A 16,823-nucleotide genomic window follows, 5' to 3' on the forward strand; every position below is an offset into this window, starting at 1 on the left:
AGAAAGGAGTTTTACCATGCTATCCTCACAGCAAATGGCCGAATTACAAACACGATTGTCAAAGGAAAAAAGTGAGCTCCAGGACCTTTTAAAAGAAGATGACCAAATGGGTTTCAACCGTGGATTTGATCATGAATCAATGGGAGAATTATCAAGCTATGATAACCATCCGGCTGATGATGGAACTGAACTTTACGAGCGTGAAAAAGATATTGCCCTAAGGGAGCATTATAATCTGGAATTAAGAAATATTAATGCAGCACTGGATGCAATTGCTAAAGGGGATTATGGAAAGTGCCATGTTTGTGGAAAGGACATTCCACTGGAAAGGCTTGAAGCTCTCCCTACCACTTTATATTGTAAAGAGCATAGTCCCGATCAAGTTGTATCTCATGAACGCCCTTTGGAGGAAGGAGTACTTATGGAACCTTTCGGTAAATTCGACCTTGATGAAATTGATGAATCTGTCGCCTTTGATGCTGAAGACAGCTGGCAGGATGTTGCCGTTTACGGAACTTCGGAAACTCCTTCCGATTTGGCATTTTCCGAAGATGCCTACAATGATATGTATGTTGAAGCAGATGAAAATTTGGGATATGTTGAGGACTTTGAGAACTTTGCGGGCAATGATATGTATGGAAAAAATGTAACCGTCTATCCAAATGCCCAGCATGAACTATATGAAGCTGAACTGGATGAAGAGGGAATAATGACAACCTTTGGAGATTTACCTGGATATGAACATGATCCATATGTTGAAAATGATTAAGTTATGGGTATTAGAAAAACATGGCATTCGCCAAGTCCTTTTGGCGGATGCTCTAGTTTTTCTTATGCGTTCAGAATTTATGGATATAAATTCTGATTAGCTAAAAAAGAAAACAGCTTCATCTGAAGCTGTTTTCTCAACATTTTAGCAGTGTATTTTATTCCTCATATCCTTTTTGAGGAATTTCAATGTCCTTGCCGTTGACATCATCGATAACTGCCCCGATTTCACCTTCCATGTAAGCATCGCTTACTTGTTCATGGGTAGTTGCCAATCCAGAGGACAGATCATCCTGCTTTTTATAATCATCAGTATGATACATGCGTCCTGCAATTTTAGTTGAATCTTTTGGCGTTTTAGATTCCATGGATCAACACTCCTTAAAGATATATGTTCGTTCAAAATTATTTTCTGCCATTCTTTAATAATTACTCATGGCTCAAATAGGAAGGAGAGGTTAAAAATGAAGGAAGAAAAAAATTTACCAGCACGTGAAGGACTTGATCGGGCATTTACAGTTCTTCAGGATCAAATTACAAGAATAACAGTCGACGAGGAAGAAGAACAAATGAAACAGGAAGTGGATAATGAATCAACAGCACATAATAAACAAGGGTAAGATTACCTTGGGCAACATTTTTTCCTGCTTTCTAAAAAGGGTCAAGCAGGCAATATTTTTTCTCTAGACCCACCTGCCTTTTATTTGTTATGCTTTCAAATGGATTTTTAAAAGGGATATTGATTGGGAAGTGAGCAATATATATTTGCTTCCGATGTACTTTAATACTGGCTTCTGGGCAGGAGTACAAGGAATTTTATATGGAGTGGAATAAATTGGAGATGAGAGAAACTTTAGCAAAAAAAATCGCCTGGATTAGTCTGGTTAGCAACATCCTACTAACTCTCGGAAAAATTACTATTGGTCTTTATGGGAAATCAGATGCTGTTTTTGCAGACGGTATACACTCTGCCGCAGATGTTTTTGCATCTGTCATTGTTTTGCTGGTAATTAAGATTTCCAATAAACCGGCTGACAAAGAACACCCCTATGGACACGGGAAAGCAGAAGTTATTGTATCGGAAATTGTGGGGATCCTTCTTTTACTAGTTTCCTTTTATGTGGTTTATGAAGGAATATCAGGCTTTTTCCATCCTGTTGAAACGCCTAGCATATTGGCAATGTGGGTAGCCGTACTTTCATTCGTGGCAAAATTGCTTTTATATCGGTCTTCTCTTAAAGTGGCCAATCAGCAAAACAGCAAAGCAATTGAGGCGATTGCCTTTGACCATAAAGCAGATATTGTTGCCTCCATTGCAGCGGCAATAGGGGTATTGCTCTCACTTGCAGGAGATTGGTTTAATGTTCATTTTCTTCTTTATGGAGATAAGGTAGCCAGTATTTTTGTTGCCTATCTTATTTTTAGAATTGCTAAAGAAATGCTTACAGAAGCATTTGATATTCTACTTGAAAGAAATATCGATACAGAGACATTGAATGATTATGTAACAGTCATTTCGCAATTTCCTGAGGTCCGCAGGATAGACCGGATCAGGGCAAGAGAGCTTGGCCATTATATAATGGTTGACCTGAGAATTTCCATTGACCATTTTAAAACAATAAAAGAAGGCCATGATCTGGCAAGAGCTATAAAAGACAGTCTGATTGGAAAATACGACAATATTGATGAAGTGTTGATTCATCTTAACCCATATTTCCCTGAGAAGTAGGCAAATTCCAGTAAAAAACAGGTTTGTGCTTTTAGGGTTTAGGGTTTATGATAAGGTTGGAATAAAGTACGGGAGGAGTTGATATTTTTGTGTTACTCGGTTGACCCAGACCCCGAGAGGCTAGGGGAAGTCACGTTTATCTTTGAAAAGATCGAATTGATTTCTGCAAGAATATCAGCTCTAGAAAAGGTAGGATGGCTTCCTCGAAAAATATGAGAGGAGGTTTTATCATGATTGAAATTTTTAAAAGCAATGAATTTAGACAGCTTGAAAAAATAAATGAGATTTCCAAAGGCTGCTGGGTGAATCTGTATGCCCCAACTGAACAGGAAATAATCAGCGTGACAGAGGGAACGCAAATCTCTGTCGACTTTATAAAAGATGCTTTGGATGATGAAGAAAGGCCAAGGATTGAAAGGGATAACGGCCAAGTTTATATTATCGTAGACTATCCATATATTACTCATGATGATTCGGGATTTCCGATATATGAAACCATTCCAATTGGGATTGTTTTAACTGATGACTGCATCATTACTGTTTCCTTGAAGGACACACCAATTCTAGGAGACTTTAAAAACAATAAAGTAAAAGAATTCTTTACTTTTAAGAAAACAAGGTTTGCCTTGCAAATTCTTTTTGTTATTTCTTCTTATTATCTGCGGTACCTTAAACAAATTAACAAAAAGACAAATGAAATTGAACGGGAATTGCATCAATCAATGAAGAACAAAGAATTGTATGCCTTCCTGGCCCTCGAAAAAAGTTTAGTTTATTTTACAACTTCGCTTAGATCGAATAAGGTTGTTCTTGATAAAATTTTGCGTTTTAATTATTTAAAAATGTACGATGAAGATAAGGACCTTCTGGAAGATGTAATTATAGAAAAACAGCAGGCTATTGAGATGGCTGACACGTACAGTTCCATACTTAGCGGTATGATGGATGCCTTTGCCTCTATCATTTCGAATAACCTGAATATTGTTATGAAATTTTTGACATCCGTAACCATTATTCTTTCTTTCCCGACAATGGTAGCAAGCATTTATGGAATGAACGTAAATCTTCCTTTCCAGCATAGCCCTCATGCATTTTTAATAACTATGTCTTTTGCACTTTTTCTTACATGTATGACTGCACTTATTTTTTGGAAAAAGAAATACTTTTAAATTTAAAGAGGGTGCCTGAAATAACGGCCACCCTCTTTTTTACTATTTAATTTCCAGATATTCAAACAATTTTCTAATTCCCTCATGCATATCTCTACGGTTTTCCTCGTTGTTCATTTCATTCCGAGCATGAAGAAGTACGGGCCTCACAGATTCTACGGACCGGCCAAAGGAATTCATCCATTCATAGCGGGGAACCATCCATGTATGAAAATGGTGAGTCGTATCCTCATTGTAAAAGTAATAAACATATTCTATTCCCAATGCCTCTCTCTGAGCAACACGAATTCTTTTTAAAACGCTGGTATAATCCGATAGTTCCTCTTTCGTCATTTCATCCAGGCATTTAAAATGCCTTTTAGAAGCAAGAATGACAAGCCCTTTAATCGGATAGGCAACATCCTGATGGGCATGGAAATGTTCAGTTTCCATAATCACTCCACCCTCGGGTTCTATTAAACCACTTGTCAGAGCACAGCTGAGACATTCTACTTCTACAGTTTGTCCGTCAGCTAAAAGTAAAGTTCTCATAAATCCTCCAAAATACTATTGTTTTATCATAATCTTGTATTATTATACTATTAAGAAAAATTTTGGAAAGTGGGTTTTTTATGATTCCGCAAAGAGTTAGTCTGGTAACAATAGGGGCAGTCGACCTGCCAAAGCTTCGTGTTTTTTATCAAAAGCTGGGATGGGAAGAAACCGCGATTAGTTCTGACAACTATGCCGCCTTCACAACGGCAGGGGTTATGCTGACGTTATTTCCACTCCATGAACTTGCTAAAGATGCAGGTGTAGAGATAGAAAAGTCAGAGGGTAAATATTCAGCCTTTACCCTTGCAATCAATGTAGAGAAGCCTGAAGAGGTAGATGCATGCATCAGTGTGGCGAAGGAAGCCGGGGCCAAAGTATTGAGAGACCCAAGTGATGCTTTTTGGGGCGGACGTACGGCTTATTTTGCGGACCCAGAAAACAACTTATGGGAAGTTGCTTGGAATCCGACTTCAGTATTTGATGAAAGAGGAGCAATGATATCCTTTTAATAGCAGCCCATGACGCGGATGCTATTTTTAGGAAAAAAAGGTTAGGCTAAACTGGTTTAAGAATGAAGCGGCTAAAAGTCCTTCTTGACATCAAAAGCAGTGATATTATCTCAATAGTCTTCTAAACTCCATCTCATGAAAAAGTTCATCCCTAATTAAAAACAGCTGCCCGCTCCTGGGCAGCTGTTTCTTGTATTAGAACTGGCTCATCATATCTTTGGTGCCATCCATCATCTGAAAGTTTTTGCTTTGCATAGCTCCATTCATTCCGTGGCAATCCTTGTACATATCTTTCATTTCCTGAGTAGTCATGCCTGGATGTACTTCTTCCATATGCTTTTTCATTTGACCCAAATTAATATTCCTTAAATCACAAGATTCAGCAGCAAATACAGCTGTGCGAGTTCCAAGGATTACGACTGCTCCCACGATACTGAAGATCATTTTTTTCATATTAATCAGCTCCTTTTGTTTATAATCTAATTTTAATGGTTAAATGTGCAAAAACTTTGCAGAAATCATGATGATTTTGTGTAGGTTTTAAAGAAAATGCTAAAAGGAGGGGTGTTAATTTTCCCAACCATAAAATCCCAGATATCCTTTGGTACTCTCTGAAAATATGAAATATACTTTAGCCACAGCTAACGAGCTGTGTCTAATTTTTAATTTTGAGAGGAGAACCAGGATGAAGAAAAGAAGAGTATTTGGATCTGCGCTATTAAGTTTGGCAATGGGGATTTCAGTTTTTGCTACGGGGGCATTTGGACAGCAGGCTTCTGCCCATCAGGGTCCTGAGAAAGATACTTACCGGGTACATATAATGGGGCCACAGGCAGAACAGGCTAAAGCAAAAAGTGCATATGGCTACCGTTGGGATTTTGGCAGTGATGGATTTACCACCACAGTTAATTCAAAACAGTATCAGGCATTATTAAATAATAAAAACTTAAAGATAGAGGAAGTTTCAAAGGTAGCTCTTGATTCCAGAGAGCAGGCTGCTTCACCTAAAGGAGTATCGATAGAGTCAACAACTCCAACCCAGCAGGTTCCATGGGGAATCAAAGCCATTTATAATGACAGCACGATTACAAAAACCTCTGGTGGAGATGGAATTAAGGTAGCTGTTCTTGATACCGGAGTTTACAAGAGCCATATTGATTTAACAGATAATGTGGAACAATGTAAGGACTTTACTCAAACCAGTTCCTCTATGGTAAACGGAAGCTGTAATGACGGCCATGGACATGGAACACATGTATCCGGGACAGTTCTTGCAGATGGCGGTTATGACGGCCTTGGTATTTATGGAGTAGCCCCGCAGGCAGAATTATGGGCGTATAAGGTACTGACTGACAGCGGATCAGGTTACTCTGACGATATTTCTGCTGGTATCCGCCATGCGGCAGATGAAGGCACAAGACTTGGAGTTAAGGTAGTAATCTCCATGTCTCTTGGATCAAGTACAAAAGATTCCATGATTGCTAGTGCAGTAGATTATGCATACAGCAAGGGAGCATTAGTAGTAGCAGCTGCTGGAAACTCCGGACCAAATGCCAACACAATCGGTTATCCTGGTGCCCTTGTCAATGCAGTTGCCGTAGCAGCTCTTGAAAATGTTCAATCAAATGGAACCTATCGTGTTGCTGACTTCTCATCACGCGGAAACCCAAATACGGATGGAGACTATGTAATCCAGGAAAAAGATATTGAAGTATCTGCACCGGGTACAAGCATTTATTCCACTGCTAATGATGGAAATTACACTACTATGAGCGGAACTTCAATGGCTACACCTCACGTTTCAGGTCTTGCGGCCAAAATCTGGTCAGCCAACAAAACATGGACAAATACACAGCTTCGTTCTGAATTGCAGCGCCGTGCCAAATTGTATGATATTAAAGGTGGAACAGGTGCCACTACAGGCGATGACTATGCGTCAGGATTTGGATTTGCGCGTGTAAAATAAAATTGCATTATAAAAATCACTCTAGCTTGCTGGAGTGGTTTTTTGTCGTTTAGATTTTTACCTTTTGGATAACTCCGAACTATGTTATTGTAATCCAGCTCCAGCGCCCAGCCCCTCGGGGTCCTAAGCCAAATCACTTCAGAAATCAGGATTTCTAACGTGATTCGTCTTATGCCTGTTGGGGCTAACCAGGGCGCTTGCACCTTTTGTTCAGTGCGAAATCTTTCACTAAAGGAATTTTCCCAACTACTAAAGAACATATTCCTTCACTAATTTCAGAAGATTTAGAATAAAATTAAGGTTGTTAATGTATTCCCTAAAATGAGAGGAGAACGCAAATGACGAAAAGAAAAGTAGTTGGTGCAGTACTTCTTAGCCTAGCAATGGGGGTTTCCCTATTCGCAACAGGAGCCTTTGGGCAGACAGCAGCCAAACAGGATACTTACCGGGTATACATCCAGGGATCCGATGCACAAAAAGTTAAACCAAACTATAATGTACGCTGGGACTTTGGAAACAAGGGGTTTACAGCTACCTTAAATGACAGTCAATTTCAGGCATTATTAAAAAATAAAAACTTAAAGATCGAAAAAGTACCAGAAATAACAGTTGGGGATGTTTATGCTGCTAAAGGCAAACCAGGCGGAGGAACATCCGCGGTTCCAAGTGACCAGACACCATGGGGAATTCAAGCGATTTACAATGATCCCGCTATTACTAAGACTTCTGGAGGTTCGGGAGTAGTTGTAGCAGTGCTGGATACAGGTGTTTTAAAAACCCACAAGGATTTGGCAGGGAGTGTGGTTCAATGTAAGGACTTCTCTCAGACTAAAACCTCTTTGGTTGATGGAAGCTGTGCGGATGGAAACGGTCACGGGACGCATGTTTCCGGTACGATTCTTGCAAATGGCGGAAGCGATGGGAAGGGGATTTTCGGAGTAGCTCCTGAAGCAAAGCTTTGGTCTTATAAGGTATTGAATGACAGAGGGTCTGGGTACTCCGATGATATTGCCAGTGCCATCCGTACGGTTGCAGACCAGGCAGCAAGTACCGGTTCACATGTGGTTATTTCTATGTCTTTGGGATCAAGTTCAAAGGATTCACTAATATCTGACGCTGTAGATTATGCTTATGCTAAAGGTGTACTTATAGTAGCTGCAGCTGGTAACGATGGCCCGGGAGATAACACTATAGGCTACCCTGGAGGTCTGGTGAATGTTGTAGCGGTAGCTGCGCTTGAAAACGTCCAGGAAAATGGAACCTACCGAGTCGCCGACTTTTCGTCCCGTGGAAACTCTGCAACAGATGGAGATTATGTGATTCAGGAAAGGGATGTTGAGATTTCTGCACCGGGAAGGTCAGTTGAATCAACCTGGAACGATGGAGCTTACAACACCATCAGCGGAACCTCCATGGCAACTCCGCATGTCTCAGGTCTTGCTGCTAAAATATGGGCAGCAAATCCTTTGTGGAACCAGTCACAGCTTCGTACTGAACTGCAAAACAGAGCAAAAGCGAACGATATTAAAGGCGGCATAAGCGCTGCAATAGGCGATGATAATGCATCCGGCTTTGGCTTTGCAAGGGTTAAATAATAAATGAAGAAGCCATCCGTAAATTTGCCGGATGGCTTTTAGTCCATGATAAGCAAGGAAATAAATCTGGAATCAGCCTCTGGTACCTGAAGAATCCCAGCTTTTCCTAAATATATTTTCAGAATACTTTAAAAATGGGTCTTTTGGTATGTTTTAAAAGTATCCCATCGTGATAGATTAATATAAAAAGGGGTGGTGATCAAGTTGGAATACGGTCCCTTAATTAAATATTACAGAACTCAAAAAGGTATGACCCAAAAAGAACTTGCACAAGGTATATGCTCAGTTCCCCATCTTAGTAAAATTGAAAACAACGGTAAGGAAGCCAATGAGGAAACAATAAATTTATTGTTGGGCCGCCTTCATGTCGACCCTAAAGGAATTAGTGAAAAAGAAAATGAGATTGGCATTTTACTAAAGTCTCTTCAGGAAAAGATGAGGTATTACCTTAAGGACGAAGCAGAACAAATATTTATACAGCTTAAAGAACTGGAGGGTATAGTCCCTTTCTCTGCCTACATCTATACATACGAATTATATAAATACAGATATTTTATGTTTACAGGAAAAATGGCGGAGGCAGAGACACAAAAAAATTTGCTGAGCAAACAAAAGAAAAATTTTTCCCAACATGAAAGGTATTTATTTGATTACTACAATGCGATATGTTTAATGATGAAGGGTGATTATAAAAAGGCCGATGAAGAGATGGAAAGACTGGATTTCAATCCAAACCATGAATTTAACTCGGGGGATGTGCTTTATCACCGTGCGCTGATTAAAAGTGCATTGGATCAGGCCGGATATGCTGTCCATTTTGGGAAAATGGCTCTTCAGTTTTTTATGGAAAAGCATAATTTTAAACGGACTCTTCATACCCTTATGCTCCTTGGAATTAATTATACTCAGTCAAAAATTTATGAAGAGGCACGGACTTGCTTTCAACATTTAATTAGAAATGCAGAAATAATGAACGAGACGAAGCTCCTTCCGCAAATTTATCATAATATGGGACATCTCCATCAAAAGATAAAGAAAGAAGCGGAAGCACTGGCTTTTTATGAAAAAAGCCTGGCCCTGCAGGGGGAAAACACCCTTCATTATCTTGTTACCTTGTATTCCATTGGAGAAATTTACTTTTCCTTTAAAGATAAGGAAAAAGCAAAGCAAAGTTTCAGCAGGCTCTTTTCACTCGCAAAGGAAATGGGTGTAAAGAAGTATCATCTGCTGGCGGAATTTTATCTTATGTACTTAGAATCTCCAGAAAAATCTCTGGTATTTCTTGAGCAAAAGGTTATTCCATTCCTTGAGGTTAGCAATGGGAACATGGAAGATATTATGCGGTTTTATAAACTGCTTTCTGAGCATTACAACAAACTTGGAGTGTTTTCTAAAGCAGTTCAATATTTAAATAAAATTAGTTAGGGAGGAATTTCATTGAAAAAACTGCTTTTAGGTGTTTTATCTTTAATGGCTGTAACAGTATTTACATTTGGCGGTACAGCAGTTGGAAAACTTTCAGCTGAATCAGCGGATACTCCGTCTGAGCACCCAATCCAGCCTCCAATTTGATCATTATAATTGCCTCTTTGTTTTTAAAACAGGGAGGCTTATTTTAGCTAATCAGAATTTATATCCATCAATTCTGAACGCATAAGAAAAGCTAAGGCATCCGCCAAAAAGGGCTTGGCAAATGCCAAGCTTTTCTAATGTAAGTTTATCTAATATTGGAAAGGGCCGTTCCCTTGCATTTCAGTAAGAGCAGGAGTAAAATTTTAAGGAACTTAATATTAGCGGGAGCCTGTGGAATCAGGCTGAGAGTGTGGCTAATCTGCCGCAGACCGAATGAACCTGTTGGGTAATGCCAGCGTAGGGAAAGCGTTGTTGATATTTTTGTTTTCATGAAATATATCTGCAAGACAAGACACTTTGCTTACGCAATGTGTCTTTTTTAGTTTTTGGCTCTGTTAAAGCTCATTGTTGACTTTTCCTTAATTTGATTGAAGCAAAAGGAGCGAGACTCCAGCGGGAAAAGCGGTCCAAGGAGCGGAAATCACTGGCGAGATTAACGAAGTCTAGTTTTAAAACTGTGTTACTTTCGTACTTGTGACTCCGGGTCTTGTTTACCCTACTGATGCGAGCAGGGAGACGAGAGAAGAAGTAAAAGAAATGATTATTGCTCTGACGCCATTAAGGCGGATGGCATCACCTGAAGATGTGGCAGGGCCAGTCCTATTTTTAGCTTCTGACTGGAGCAGATTTATGACAGGCCAAACCTTATATGTTGATGGCGGCTTTGTCATGAAGTAAAACATTTCAAAGGAGATAGATGACATGGAAAATACTAAATTAGCAAATTTATTAGAACTTGTGCGAAAGGCAAACCCACTGGTACATAATATAACAAACGTGGTAGTTATTAATTTTACGGCTAACGGTCTGCTTGCATTAGGAGCGTCACCTGTTATGGCATATGCAAAAGAAGAGGTTGCTGAAATGGCGAAAATAGCCGGGGCACTTGTTCTTAATATCGGTACATTAAATAGTGAAACAGTTGAATCCATGATCCTTGCTGGACAAGCGGCAAATGAAGCAGGGGTTCCAGTTATTTTTGATCCGGTTGGAGCAGGAGCTACTTCTTTCCGTACAGAAACATCCCAGAGGATTATGAAAGAGGTAAAGGTTTCAATTATTCGAGGGAATGCTGCTGAAATAGCCAATACAGTTGGGGAATCCTGGGCGATTAAGGGAGTAGACGCAGGAGAAGGAAACGGTGATGTAGTCGCCCTTGCCAAGAAAACTGCTTTGCAATTTGGTACCGTCGTTGCTATAACCGGCAAAGAAGATGTAGTAACAGACGGAGAAAACACGTTTGTTATCAAAAATGGACATCCTGTCTTAACCAAGGTAACAGGTACCGGCTGCCTTTTGACTTCAGTAATTGGGGCATTTGCAGCTGTAGAAAAAAATCTTTCTGAAGCAGCAGCTTCTGCCCTTATGAGCTATGGAGTCGCAGCAGAAAAAGCGGCAAAAAAAACAATTGAAGAAGGTCCTGGAAGCTTCCAAATTGAGTTTTTAAATCAGTTATCCAGCATAACAAGTGATGATGTTAGAAAGCACGGTAAGATTGAAACTTTGTAAGGAGGCTACTAGTATGAAAAAGGTTTTTAAGGCTTTAACAATTGCGGGCTCAGATAGCGGCGGGGGAGCAGGGATTCAGGCGGATTTAAAAACATTTCAAGAGCTTGGCGTCTTCGGAATGTCTGCTCTGACTGCTGTTACCGCTCAAAATACCTTAGGTGTTCAAGGTGTTTATCCAATGTCAGTGGAAGCCGTTATTCAGCAAATCGATTCAATAGGTTCCGACCTGGGAACGGACGCAGTAAAGACAGGAATGCTTTTCAGTAGTGGAATTATTGAAGCTGTTGCAGGAAAAATCAAAGAATACGGCTGGTCAAACCTTGTTGTCGATCCGGTCATGATTGCAAAGGGCGGCGCTTCCCTTTTACAAAATGAAGCGGTGAATGCTCTTAAGAAATATCTGCTGCCCCTTGCAGCAGTAGTAACACCAAATATTCCTGAAGCAGAGGTACTTACCGGTCTTGATATTAGTAATCTGGAAGACCGAAAGCAGGCAGCGGAAGCAATCATCTCCATGGGTGCAAAAAATGTAGTGATTAAAGGCGGACATGGTGAAGAAGAGGAAGCAGTTGATTTATTATTTGATGGCAAGGAGTTCTCCTATTTCACAAGCACTAGGCTTGAAACTAAAAATACTCATGGAACAGGATGCACCTTTGCTGCTGCCATCACAGCGGAGCTGGCAAAAGGAACATCAGTAAAAGATGCTGTTCAGGTGGCAAAAAGGTTTATAGAAGCTGCTATCCGCTATGACTTAGGAATTGGCAATGGGCATGGTCCTACCAACCACTGGGCATACAGGCTTGATCGTAATATAGAGGGTGAAAAGGAATGATCAAAAGAGAAATCCGTGATTTGCTAAAGGTATATTTTATTATGGGCAGCAATAATTCCCCGGGTAATCCATTAGAAACAGTGGAAGATGCTCTAAAGGGAGGAGTTACTCTTTTTCAGTTTCGTGAAAAAGGAAAAGGCGCTTTAAAGGGTGAAGAAAAGGCTGAACTGGCAAGCAATATTAGATCATTATGCAAAGAATATGGTGTTCCGTTTCTCGTAAATGATGATATCGAGTTAGCCCTTGCTCTGGAGGCGGATGGTGTTCATATTGGACAGGAAGATGAACCTGCTTCTATTGTTCGCGGCAAAATTGACGGAAAAATTCTTGGAGTGTCAGTTCATACCCTTGAGGAAGCCAAAAAGGCTGTAGCGGAAGGGGCCGATTATTTAGGAATTGGCCCCATATATCAAACCTCTACAAAGGAGGATGCGAAGGGAGAGAGCGGGACTATCCTTATTGAACAAATTAGAGCCGCAGGAATGGATATCCCTATTGTTGGCATAGGTGGCATTACAGCAGCTAATGCAGGTGCTGTAGTAAAAGCAGGAGCGGATGGAGTCTCTGTTATAACCGCAATCAGCATGGCTGCTTCACCACTACAGGCTGCAAAGGACCTGGGTACTGCTGTAGGATTAGAGTAATTCTGACTATAAACAGCTTTCAGGCTGATGCGAAAACTTTGTGCTGGTCATAAATTGGACTATTATTGCTAATTTTGGGTAAAATGGTATACAGTGATGGCCAAAACAAAGTGAGGAGTGATGGGATGAAGTCATTTGTAGTAGGATTCCACCAGCAGGATAATGTTGATGCTATGCAGGTTCAGAAATTAAGTGAGGAAGACTTTGAAAAGGCCAGTGAAGGCGGGACAAGGCATTTGTTTGAACTCGATACCAATATTGGCTTTTTTGTGTTCTTTGATGCGGAGGATGCAGATGGAGTAGTGTCCTACCTCATGCTGCAATATGAAGAGGATAATGAGGATCCAACTGCTTGTTATTCTTTTGCCATGAAGGATTTTTATGAGTTTATGGCTTTATATTTAAATGATCTGGAATTTAATGAAGAAATCAATGAAGAAGACGACGAGTATGGACCAGTTCACCATCTGGCCCACCTGCTATTCCATATTGTTGAAGAAGGACAATCTGTAGAAGTTTAAAAAATAGCCGCTCCCGTTGGGAAGCGGCTATTTTTATTTTACAGCAGAAGGATCAAGTTTTTCCCACTTTACGGAAACCTCAAATACGATAGCAAGCAGAAGCCCCATTAAAAGACCATTGCTGATTAAAGGACGGATAAGCAATGGCACATTAAGCAATACATCCGGAGATAGATTCATGATTGAAACTCCGGCCAGCAAGGGAAAAGCAAACCGGAAGATACTCCTTGAATCAAAACTATGCGGTTTAACACTTTTCAGTGCTGTTCCAAACAGCTGCATATAGGCAACAAAAAGAACAGCATTACCGACTGTTGCCGGAAGCGTGGTGAAAAAAGAACCGAGTGCCGGAATTAAACCGAGCAGTGCAAACAGCACACTGCCAATGATAAGCGGTTTCCTCTCCAAAATCCTTGTGCTTTCAAGCAGCCCAAGTGAAGATGTAAAGGGTGTATTAGGTACAAGCCCTAAAACTGGAGATAGAATGGAAAAAAGTCCTGAAATAATAAAGGATTTCTTAAATTCACCTTTGCTTATTTCTCTTCCATACAGTCCTTCAGAGGCCTTGGGTCCGGAAATATTATTTGTAAGGTTCATTAATCCGGTAATAAATGCAGTTAATACAATACCAATCTCTAGGTTGGGCTTGCCCCAGGGGAACAATGTAAGTTTGATATCGCCGGCAGGAACCGCCTGTTGAGAACCAGGAAAAAGAAGGGTATATAAAACCCAGCCAACAATAATTCCAATAAGGACGGCAAAATTTCTTACCAGACCTTTGCCTTTCACACTGATAATGGTTGTTAAAATAACCAGACAGATTGAAAACAGGCTCACCGGTATGTTTAAATGCCCATTTGGAGTTAGTTTCAGCATGCCTTTAAAGAAAATAAGAATGAGCTGAAATGACAGAAGAAATAAATAAACAGACATAACGACTGGGGTAAACAATTTTTGTAGCAAAGGTATAAGATTCAGCCAGCCAACCAGGACCGCCACAACACCGGCCAGGATAATTCCTGTTGCAAGTGCGCCGCCCAGCCGTGTTAAACTCATGCCCGATGCGGAAGCAGATGTGCACAAGCTTAGAATTAATCCCCACCAAAGCCCCGAGTGGCCTTCCATTAATGAGAACCGATGTCCCCATAAAGCCTGTACCATAGAGGCTGCTCCAATGAAAACAAAAGATGCTCTTAAGGCCATAGCAGTTTCCGCTGCAGATAGATGAAAGGCTGCTCCAACTGAAAGTGGAACAACAAGAGTATTAGCAAAGATAAAAAACAGCCATTGCAGAGACGCAAGGGTCAGTGTAGAAGGTGAAAGTTTAGGCATAAATAAGATCCTTTCTAGCTTAAATCCATTGCTAAGAACTATAGGGTTCACAATTTAATACTTTACAAGAAAAACCAAAAAAAATGAAGAAATAGTCTAAATAATGCAGGCCTGTTATAGGTCTTAATTTCCCTGAAAAAAGAGGCCGTCCAAAAGTTTTTTGGAACAACCTCTTTTTTAGTCCTCGTCCTTCACATCAATATCTTCAGGAATAGGTTCATTTTTAAGTTCTTCGATAAGCCTTAAATATTTTTCAAGCTGTTGAAAATGTGTGTTAAACTGTTCCTTGTATACAAGGTATTGATCCCCATCAAAAAGAGCCCTGATCTTTTTTTGGCGGATTAGTTTCTCGACCTGGGATTCGGGTACTGATAAGTATTCTGCTGTTTCTTTTAATGTAAGGTACATCAAAAATTCACCTCTCCTACACTATACAAAACTTCCCTGCTAAAGACCACAGAAAAAAAGAAGGTTCCGAGACTAATTCAGCCAATTTTATTATCCAACTTTAAGTGGGTATAGTTTTTTATTTTGAGAAGAATAAAAGAGGTATATTCCTATTGATATCTTACAAATAAAGAGGTATAAAAGATTTATGAGTGAGGATCGAAAACAAACAATTGATTCAAAGTATATACAGCAGCATTTAGCTAATGAGCGCACATATTTGGCCTGGGTAAGGACGAGCATAACGATTATTGGAGTGGGCTTCTTAATTACTAATCTTCATTTTTCAACAATGACCGCGAAGATTGAAATGAGTGATGTGCTCGCCAAAATAATAGGAATTGCGTCCATATTGTCAGGTATTTTGACTATTATCCTGACAACAATAAGATACTTTGCAAAAGGGAGAGATATTAACAGTCAAACCTTTCGTTTTTCAAAGAAAATGGTTGTCTATTTATCGGCATCTTTAATTATTATATTTGTTGTTTTTGCCATCTACTTTCTATTTGCCTGGGGATTAATAAAGACCTGAATTCATAAGAATTCAGGTCTTTTATTGCAGGCTCTGTTAACTGCGTTGTTTATATCGACTAAAATGCGCTGCCTTTCCGCGGACTAACTGCCATAGCCTCCTCGCTCGTTCCTCACTGCTGCGGTTTTGACAGCCATTTTCCTCAGGACACTGAACTAGCATCTCCAAAAAACATCCCACGAAGGAAATGTAATGGCACTTTCGAGAGTGTAGCGGATTCTCTGCTTACTCATTTGTTAAAAAAACGACATTAAAATTAACCAGATACTTATTTTTAAAGGGCGTAAACCTGGAATTAATTAATGCCATCAGTAAAGCCTTTCATTGTGTTTTCATCCATTGGTCCGACCATCTTCTTCTGAATAATCCCCTTTGTATCGATAATGTAACTTGTAGGGATGGTAAACGCCTGATATTTAGTTCCAATCATTCCTGTTTCGTCAAGCAGGATGGGAAAAGTTATCCCATTATCTGTTATGAATTTTTGAACCTCTTCCTGACCTTTATCCATACTGGTGAGATTCACGGCAAGGATTGTAATCCCCTTATCCTTGTTTGCTTTGTAGAAGCTTTCCATATGAGGCATTTCGGCTTTGCACGGAGGGCACCATGTGGCCCAAAAATTAAGAATGACCTTTTTTCCGCGGTAATCGGAAAGTTTAACCTTTTCACCTGTCATTGTGCCTAACTTAAAGTCCGGCGCTTTTGTGCCTACATCCAGTGAAGTAATTTTAGTCCCAGGAATATTTTCGATAGCTGCCGCTTCCTTTGACCTTGCTTCTTCTGCTCGTTCTTTTTTTGCTGTTGTATTCCATATGTTTACCGCCACAATTACAGCCACAAGTGCAATAATGACATAAGATAAACGCCTATTCTTCTTCAACTTTCTCTTTCCTCCTTTATTATGTAGAGAATCCGAACAAGGAAAATCCCGATTAATATTTAACGACATAAAAGCTGTATCAAATCAACTTAAAACTAAGAGTTCAATTAAAAATAAACAAAAATACTTGAGTTATAAGTTCACTGTTCGAACCTTAAATGAATTGACAGATAATGATATAAAAAGAAGTATCATTATAACTTCCGAAGGATAAG

At 39.9% G+C, this 16,823-nt stretch carries 20 protein-coding genes, 1 pseudogene and 1 riboswitch; of the genes and pseudogenes, 15 read left to right on the forward strand and 6 right to left on the reverse strand.

Annotated elements, in window-relative coordinates; genetic code table 11:
* Positions 1–16 precede the first annotated feature (16 nt).
* On the forward strand, positions 17–769 hold the full coding sequence (locus G8761_RS18590; protein WP_166029416.1) for a TraR/DksA C4-type zinc finger protein: 753 nt from the start codon (positions 17–19) through the stop codon (positions 767–769).
* A 157-nt stretch (positions 770–926) separates the two neighbouring features.
* Here the strand turns inward: G8761_RS18590 and G8761_RS18595 are convergent, their stop codons facing one another.
* A complete protein-coding gene (locus G8761_RS18595) occupies positions 927–1,136 on the reverse strand; it encodes a YozQ family protein (RefSeq protein ID WP_166029418.1) in 210 nt (69 codons plus the stop codon).
* 96 nt (positions 1,137–1,232) lie between these two features.
* Between G8761_RS18595 and G8761_RS18600 the strand changes: the two genes are divergently transcribed.
* The 3 genes from G8761_RS18600 to G8761_RS18610 all read left to right on the forward strand — a co-directional run bounded on the left by G8761_RS18600 (position 1,233) and on the right by G8761_RS18610 (position 3,666).
* Positions 1,233–1,388: a hypothetical protein gene (locus tag G8761_RS18600; RefSeq protein WP_166029420.1), complete on the forward strand. Its 156-nt coding sequence runs from the start codon at positions 1,233–1,235 to the stop codon at positions 1,386–1,388.
* Between the two features lie 200 nt (positions 1,389–1,588).
* Positions 1,589–2,497 (forward strand): cation diffusion facilitator family transporter, encoded by a 909-nt coding sequence (locus G8761_RS18605; RefSeq protein WP_166029422.1) that lies wholly within the window; start codon positions 1,589–1,591, stop codon positions 2,495–2,497.
* 230 nt (positions 2,498–2,727) lie between these two features.
* Complete coding sequence (locus G8761_RS18610; RefSeq protein ID WP_166029424.1) at positions 2,728–3,666, forward strand: magnesium transporter CorA family protein; 939 nt, start codon at positions 2,728–2,730, stop codon at positions 3,664–3,666.
* A 42-nt stretch (positions 3,667–3,708) separates the two neighbouring features.
* Here the strand turns inward: G8761_RS18610 and G8761_RS18615 are convergent, their stop codons facing one another.
* Positions 3,709–4,197 carry an HIT family protein gene (locus tag G8761_RS18615; protein ID WP_166029426.1) on the reverse strand — a complete coding sequence of 163 codons (489 nt, stop codon included), beginning with the start codon at positions 4,195–4,197 and terminating at the stop codon, positions 3,709–3,711.
* An 80-nt stretch (positions 4,198–4,277) separates the two neighbouring features.
* On the opposite strand from G8761_RS18615, the gene G8761_RS18620 reads away from it, so the two are divergent.
* A complete protein-coding gene (locus G8761_RS18620) occupies positions 4,278–4,709 on the forward strand; it encodes a VOC family protein (RefSeq protein WP_166029427.1) in 432 nt (143 codons plus the stop codon).
* 195 nt (positions 4,710–4,904) lie between these two features.
* Here G8761_RS18620 and G8761_RS18625 read toward each other — a convergent pair whose 3' ends face one another.
* The gene (locus G8761_RS18625; protein WP_166029429.1) at positions 4,905–5,162 is read right to left on the reverse strand and encodes a hypothetical protein; all 258 of its coding nucleotides are present in this window, start codon (positions 5,160–5,162) and stop codon (positions 4,905–4,907) included.
* 232 nt (positions 5,163–5,394) lie between these two features.
* Between G8761_RS18625 and G8761_RS18630 the strand changes: the two genes are divergently transcribed.
* From G8761_RS18630 to G8761_RS18665, 9 genes and pseudogenes are all read left to right on the forward strand, one after another.
* Positions 5,395–6,675: a S8 family peptidase gene (locus G8761_RS18630; protein WP_166029431.1), complete on the forward strand. Its 1,281-nt coding sequence runs from the start codon at positions 5,395–5,397 to the stop codon at positions 6,673–6,675.
* 338 nt (positions 6,676–7,013) lie between these two features.
* Entirely contained in the window at positions 7,014–8,270 is a 1,257-nt protein-coding gene (locus G8761_RS18635) for a S8 family peptidase (RefSeq protein WP_166029433.1), read from the forward strand.
* 204 nt (positions 8,271–8,474) lie between these two features.
* A complete protein-coding gene (locus G8761_RS18640) occupies positions 8,475–9,695 on the forward strand; it encodes a helix-turn-helix domain-containing protein (protein ID WP_166029435.1) in 1,221 nt (406 codons plus the stop codon).
* 12 nt (positions 9,696–9,707) lie between these two features.
* Complete coding sequence (locus G8761_RS27675) at positions 9,708–9,842, forward strand: hypothetical protein (protein ID WP_275940721.1); 135 nt, start codon at positions 9,708–9,710, stop codon at positions 9,840–9,842.
* A gap of 211 nt (positions 9,843–10,053) precedes the next feature.
* Positions 10,054–10,163, forward strand: a riboswitch (TPP riboswitch).
* Positions 10,164–10,376: 213 nt separating this feature from the next.
* A pseudogene (locus G8761_RS18645) lies at positions 10,377–10,580 on the forward strand (SDR family oxidoreductase); the annotation flags it as partial.
* Positions 10,581–10,604: 24 nt separating this feature from the next.
* Positions 10,605–11,411 (forward strand): hydroxyethylthiazole kinase, encoded by an 807-nt coding sequence (thiM, locus tag G8761_RS18650; RefSeq protein WP_166029437.1) that lies wholly within the window; start codon positions 10,605–10,607, stop codon positions 11,409–11,411.
* Positions 11,412–11,424: 13 nt separating this feature from the next.
* Positions 11,425–12,246, forward strand: a complete 822-nt coding sequence (gene thiD, locus G8761_RS18655; protein WP_166029439.1) for a bifunctional hydroxymethylpyrimidine kinase/phosphomethylpyrimidine kinase — start codon at positions 11,425–11,427, stop codon at positions 12,244–12,246.
* Complete coding sequence (gene thiE, locus G8761_RS18660; protein ID WP_166029441.1) at positions 12,243–12,890, forward strand: thiamine phosphate synthase; 648 nt, start codon at positions 12,243–12,245, stop codon at positions 12,888–12,890. Before thiD ends, thiE begins: the two co-directional genes overlap by 4 nt.
* 125 nt (positions 12,891–13,015) lie before the next feature.
* Positions 13,016–13,411, forward strand: a complete 396-nt coding sequence (locus tag G8761_RS18665; RefSeq protein ID WP_166029443.1) for a cytosolic protein — start codon at positions 13,016–13,018, stop codon at positions 13,409–13,411.
* Between the two features lie 33 nt (positions 13,412–13,444).
* On the opposite strand, the gene G8761_RS18670 is transcribed toward G8761_RS18665, so the two are convergent.
* Together G8761_RS18670 and G8761_RS18675 are read right to left on the reverse strand one after the other, a co-directional pair.
* Positions 13,445–14,743 (reverse strand): uracil/xanthine transporter, encoded by a 1,299-nt coding sequence (locus G8761_RS18670; RefSeq protein ID WP_166029445.1) that lies wholly within the window; start codon positions 14,741–14,743, stop codon positions 13,445–13,447.
* A 177-nt stretch (positions 14,744–14,920) separates the two neighbouring features.
* Complete coding sequence (locus tag G8761_RS18675) at positions 14,921–15,151, reverse strand: excisionase family DNA-binding protein (RefSeq protein WP_166029447.1); 231 nt, start codon at positions 15,149–15,151, stop codon at positions 14,921–14,923.
* A 187-nt stretch (positions 15,152–15,338) separates the two neighbouring features.
* Here G8761_RS18675 and G8761_RS18680 point away from each other — a divergent pair, with 187 nt between their 5' ends.
* Positions 15,339–15,725, forward strand: coding sequence for a YidH family protein (locus G8761_RS18680; RefSeq protein ID WP_166029450.1), 387 nt, complete (start codon positions 15,339–15,341; stop codon positions 15,723–15,725).
* 295 nt (positions 15,726–16,020) lie between these two features.
* On the opposite strand, the gene G8761_RS18685 is transcribed toward G8761_RS18680, so the two are convergent.
* Positions 16,021–16,608 carry a peroxiredoxin family protein gene (locus G8761_RS18685; protein WP_243450082.1) on the reverse strand — a complete coding sequence of 196 codons (588 nt, stop codon included), beginning with the start codon at positions 16,606–16,608 and terminating at the stop codon, positions 16,021–16,023.
* Positions 16,609–16,823 lie beyond the last annotated feature (215 nt).

The sequence above is a fragment of the Neobacillus terrae genome, from assembly GCF_011393025.1.
Classification (GTDB): domain Bacteria; phylum Bacillota; class Bacilli; order Bacillales; family Cytobacillaceae; genus Neobacillus_A; species Neobacillus_A terrae.

Excerpts from the sequence above, each read along its gene's own strand:
- G8761_RS18590 (WP_166029416.1), top strand. The coding sequence starts at position 17 with ATGCTATCCTCACAGCAAATGGCCGAATTACAAACACGATTGTCAAAG.
- G8761_RS18595 (WP_166029418.1), bottom strand. The coding sequence starts at position 1,136 with ATGGAATCTAAAACGCCAAAAGATTCAACTAAAATTGCAGGACGCATG.
- G8761_RS18600 (WP_166029420.1), top strand. The coding sequence starts at position 1,233 with ATGAAGGAAGAAAAAAATTTACCAGCACGTGAAGGACTTGATCGGGCA.
- G8761_RS18605 (WP_166029422.1), top strand. The coding sequence starts at position 1,589 with ATGGAGTGGAATAAATTGGAGATGAGAGAAACTTTAGCAAAAAAAATC.
- G8761_RS18610 (WP_166029424.1), top strand. The coding sequence starts at position 2,728 with ATGATTGAAATTTTTAAAAGCAATGAATTTAGACAGCTTGAAAAAATA.
- G8761_RS18615 (WP_166029426.1), bottom strand. The coding sequence starts at position 4,197 with ATGAGAACTTTACTTTTAGCTGACGGACAAACTGTAGAAGTAGAATGT.
- G8761_RS18620 (WP_166029427.1), top strand. The coding sequence starts at position 4,278 with ATGATTCCGCAAAGAGTTAGTCTGGTAACAATAGGGGCAGTCGACCTG.
- G8761_RS18625 (WP_166029429.1), bottom strand. The coding sequence starts at position 5,162 with ATGAAAAAAATGATCTTCAGTATCGTGGGAGCAGTCGTAATCCTTGGA.
- G8761_RS18630 (WP_166029431.1), top strand. The coding sequence starts at position 5,395 with ATGAAGAAAAGAAGAGTATTTGGATCTGCGCTATTAAGTTTGGCAATG.
- G8761_RS18635 (WP_166029433.1), top strand. The coding sequence starts at position 7,014 with ATGACGAAAAGAAAAGTAGTTGGTGCAGTACTTCTTAGCCTAGCAATG.
- thiM (WP_166029437.1), top strand. The coding sequence starts at position 10,605 with ATGGAAAATACTAAATTAGCAAATTTATTAGAACTTGTGCGAAAGGCA.
- thiD (WP_166029439.1), top strand. The coding sequence starts at position 11,425 with ATGAAAAAGGTTTTTAAGGCTTTAACAATTGCGGGCTCAGATAGCGGC.
- thiE (WP_166029441.1), top strand. The coding sequence starts at position 12,243 with ATGATCAAAAGAGAAATCCGTGATTTGCTAAAGGTATATTTTATTATG.
- G8761_RS18665 (WP_166029443.1), top strand. The coding sequence starts at position 13,016 with ATGAAGTCATTTGTAGTAGGATTCCACCAGCAGGATAATGTTGATGCT.
- G8761_RS18670 (WP_166029445.1), bottom strand. The coding sequence starts at position 14,743 with ATGCCTAAACTTTCACCTTCTACACTGACCCTTGCGTCTCTGCAATGG.
- G8761_RS18675 (WP_166029447.1), bottom strand. The coding sequence starts at position 15,151 with ATGTACCTTACATTAAAAGAAACAGCAGAATACTTATCAGTACCCGAA.
- G8761_RS18680 (WP_166029450.1), top strand. The coding sequence starts at position 15,339 with ATGAGTGAGGATCGAAAACAAACAATTGATTCAAAGTATATACAGCAG.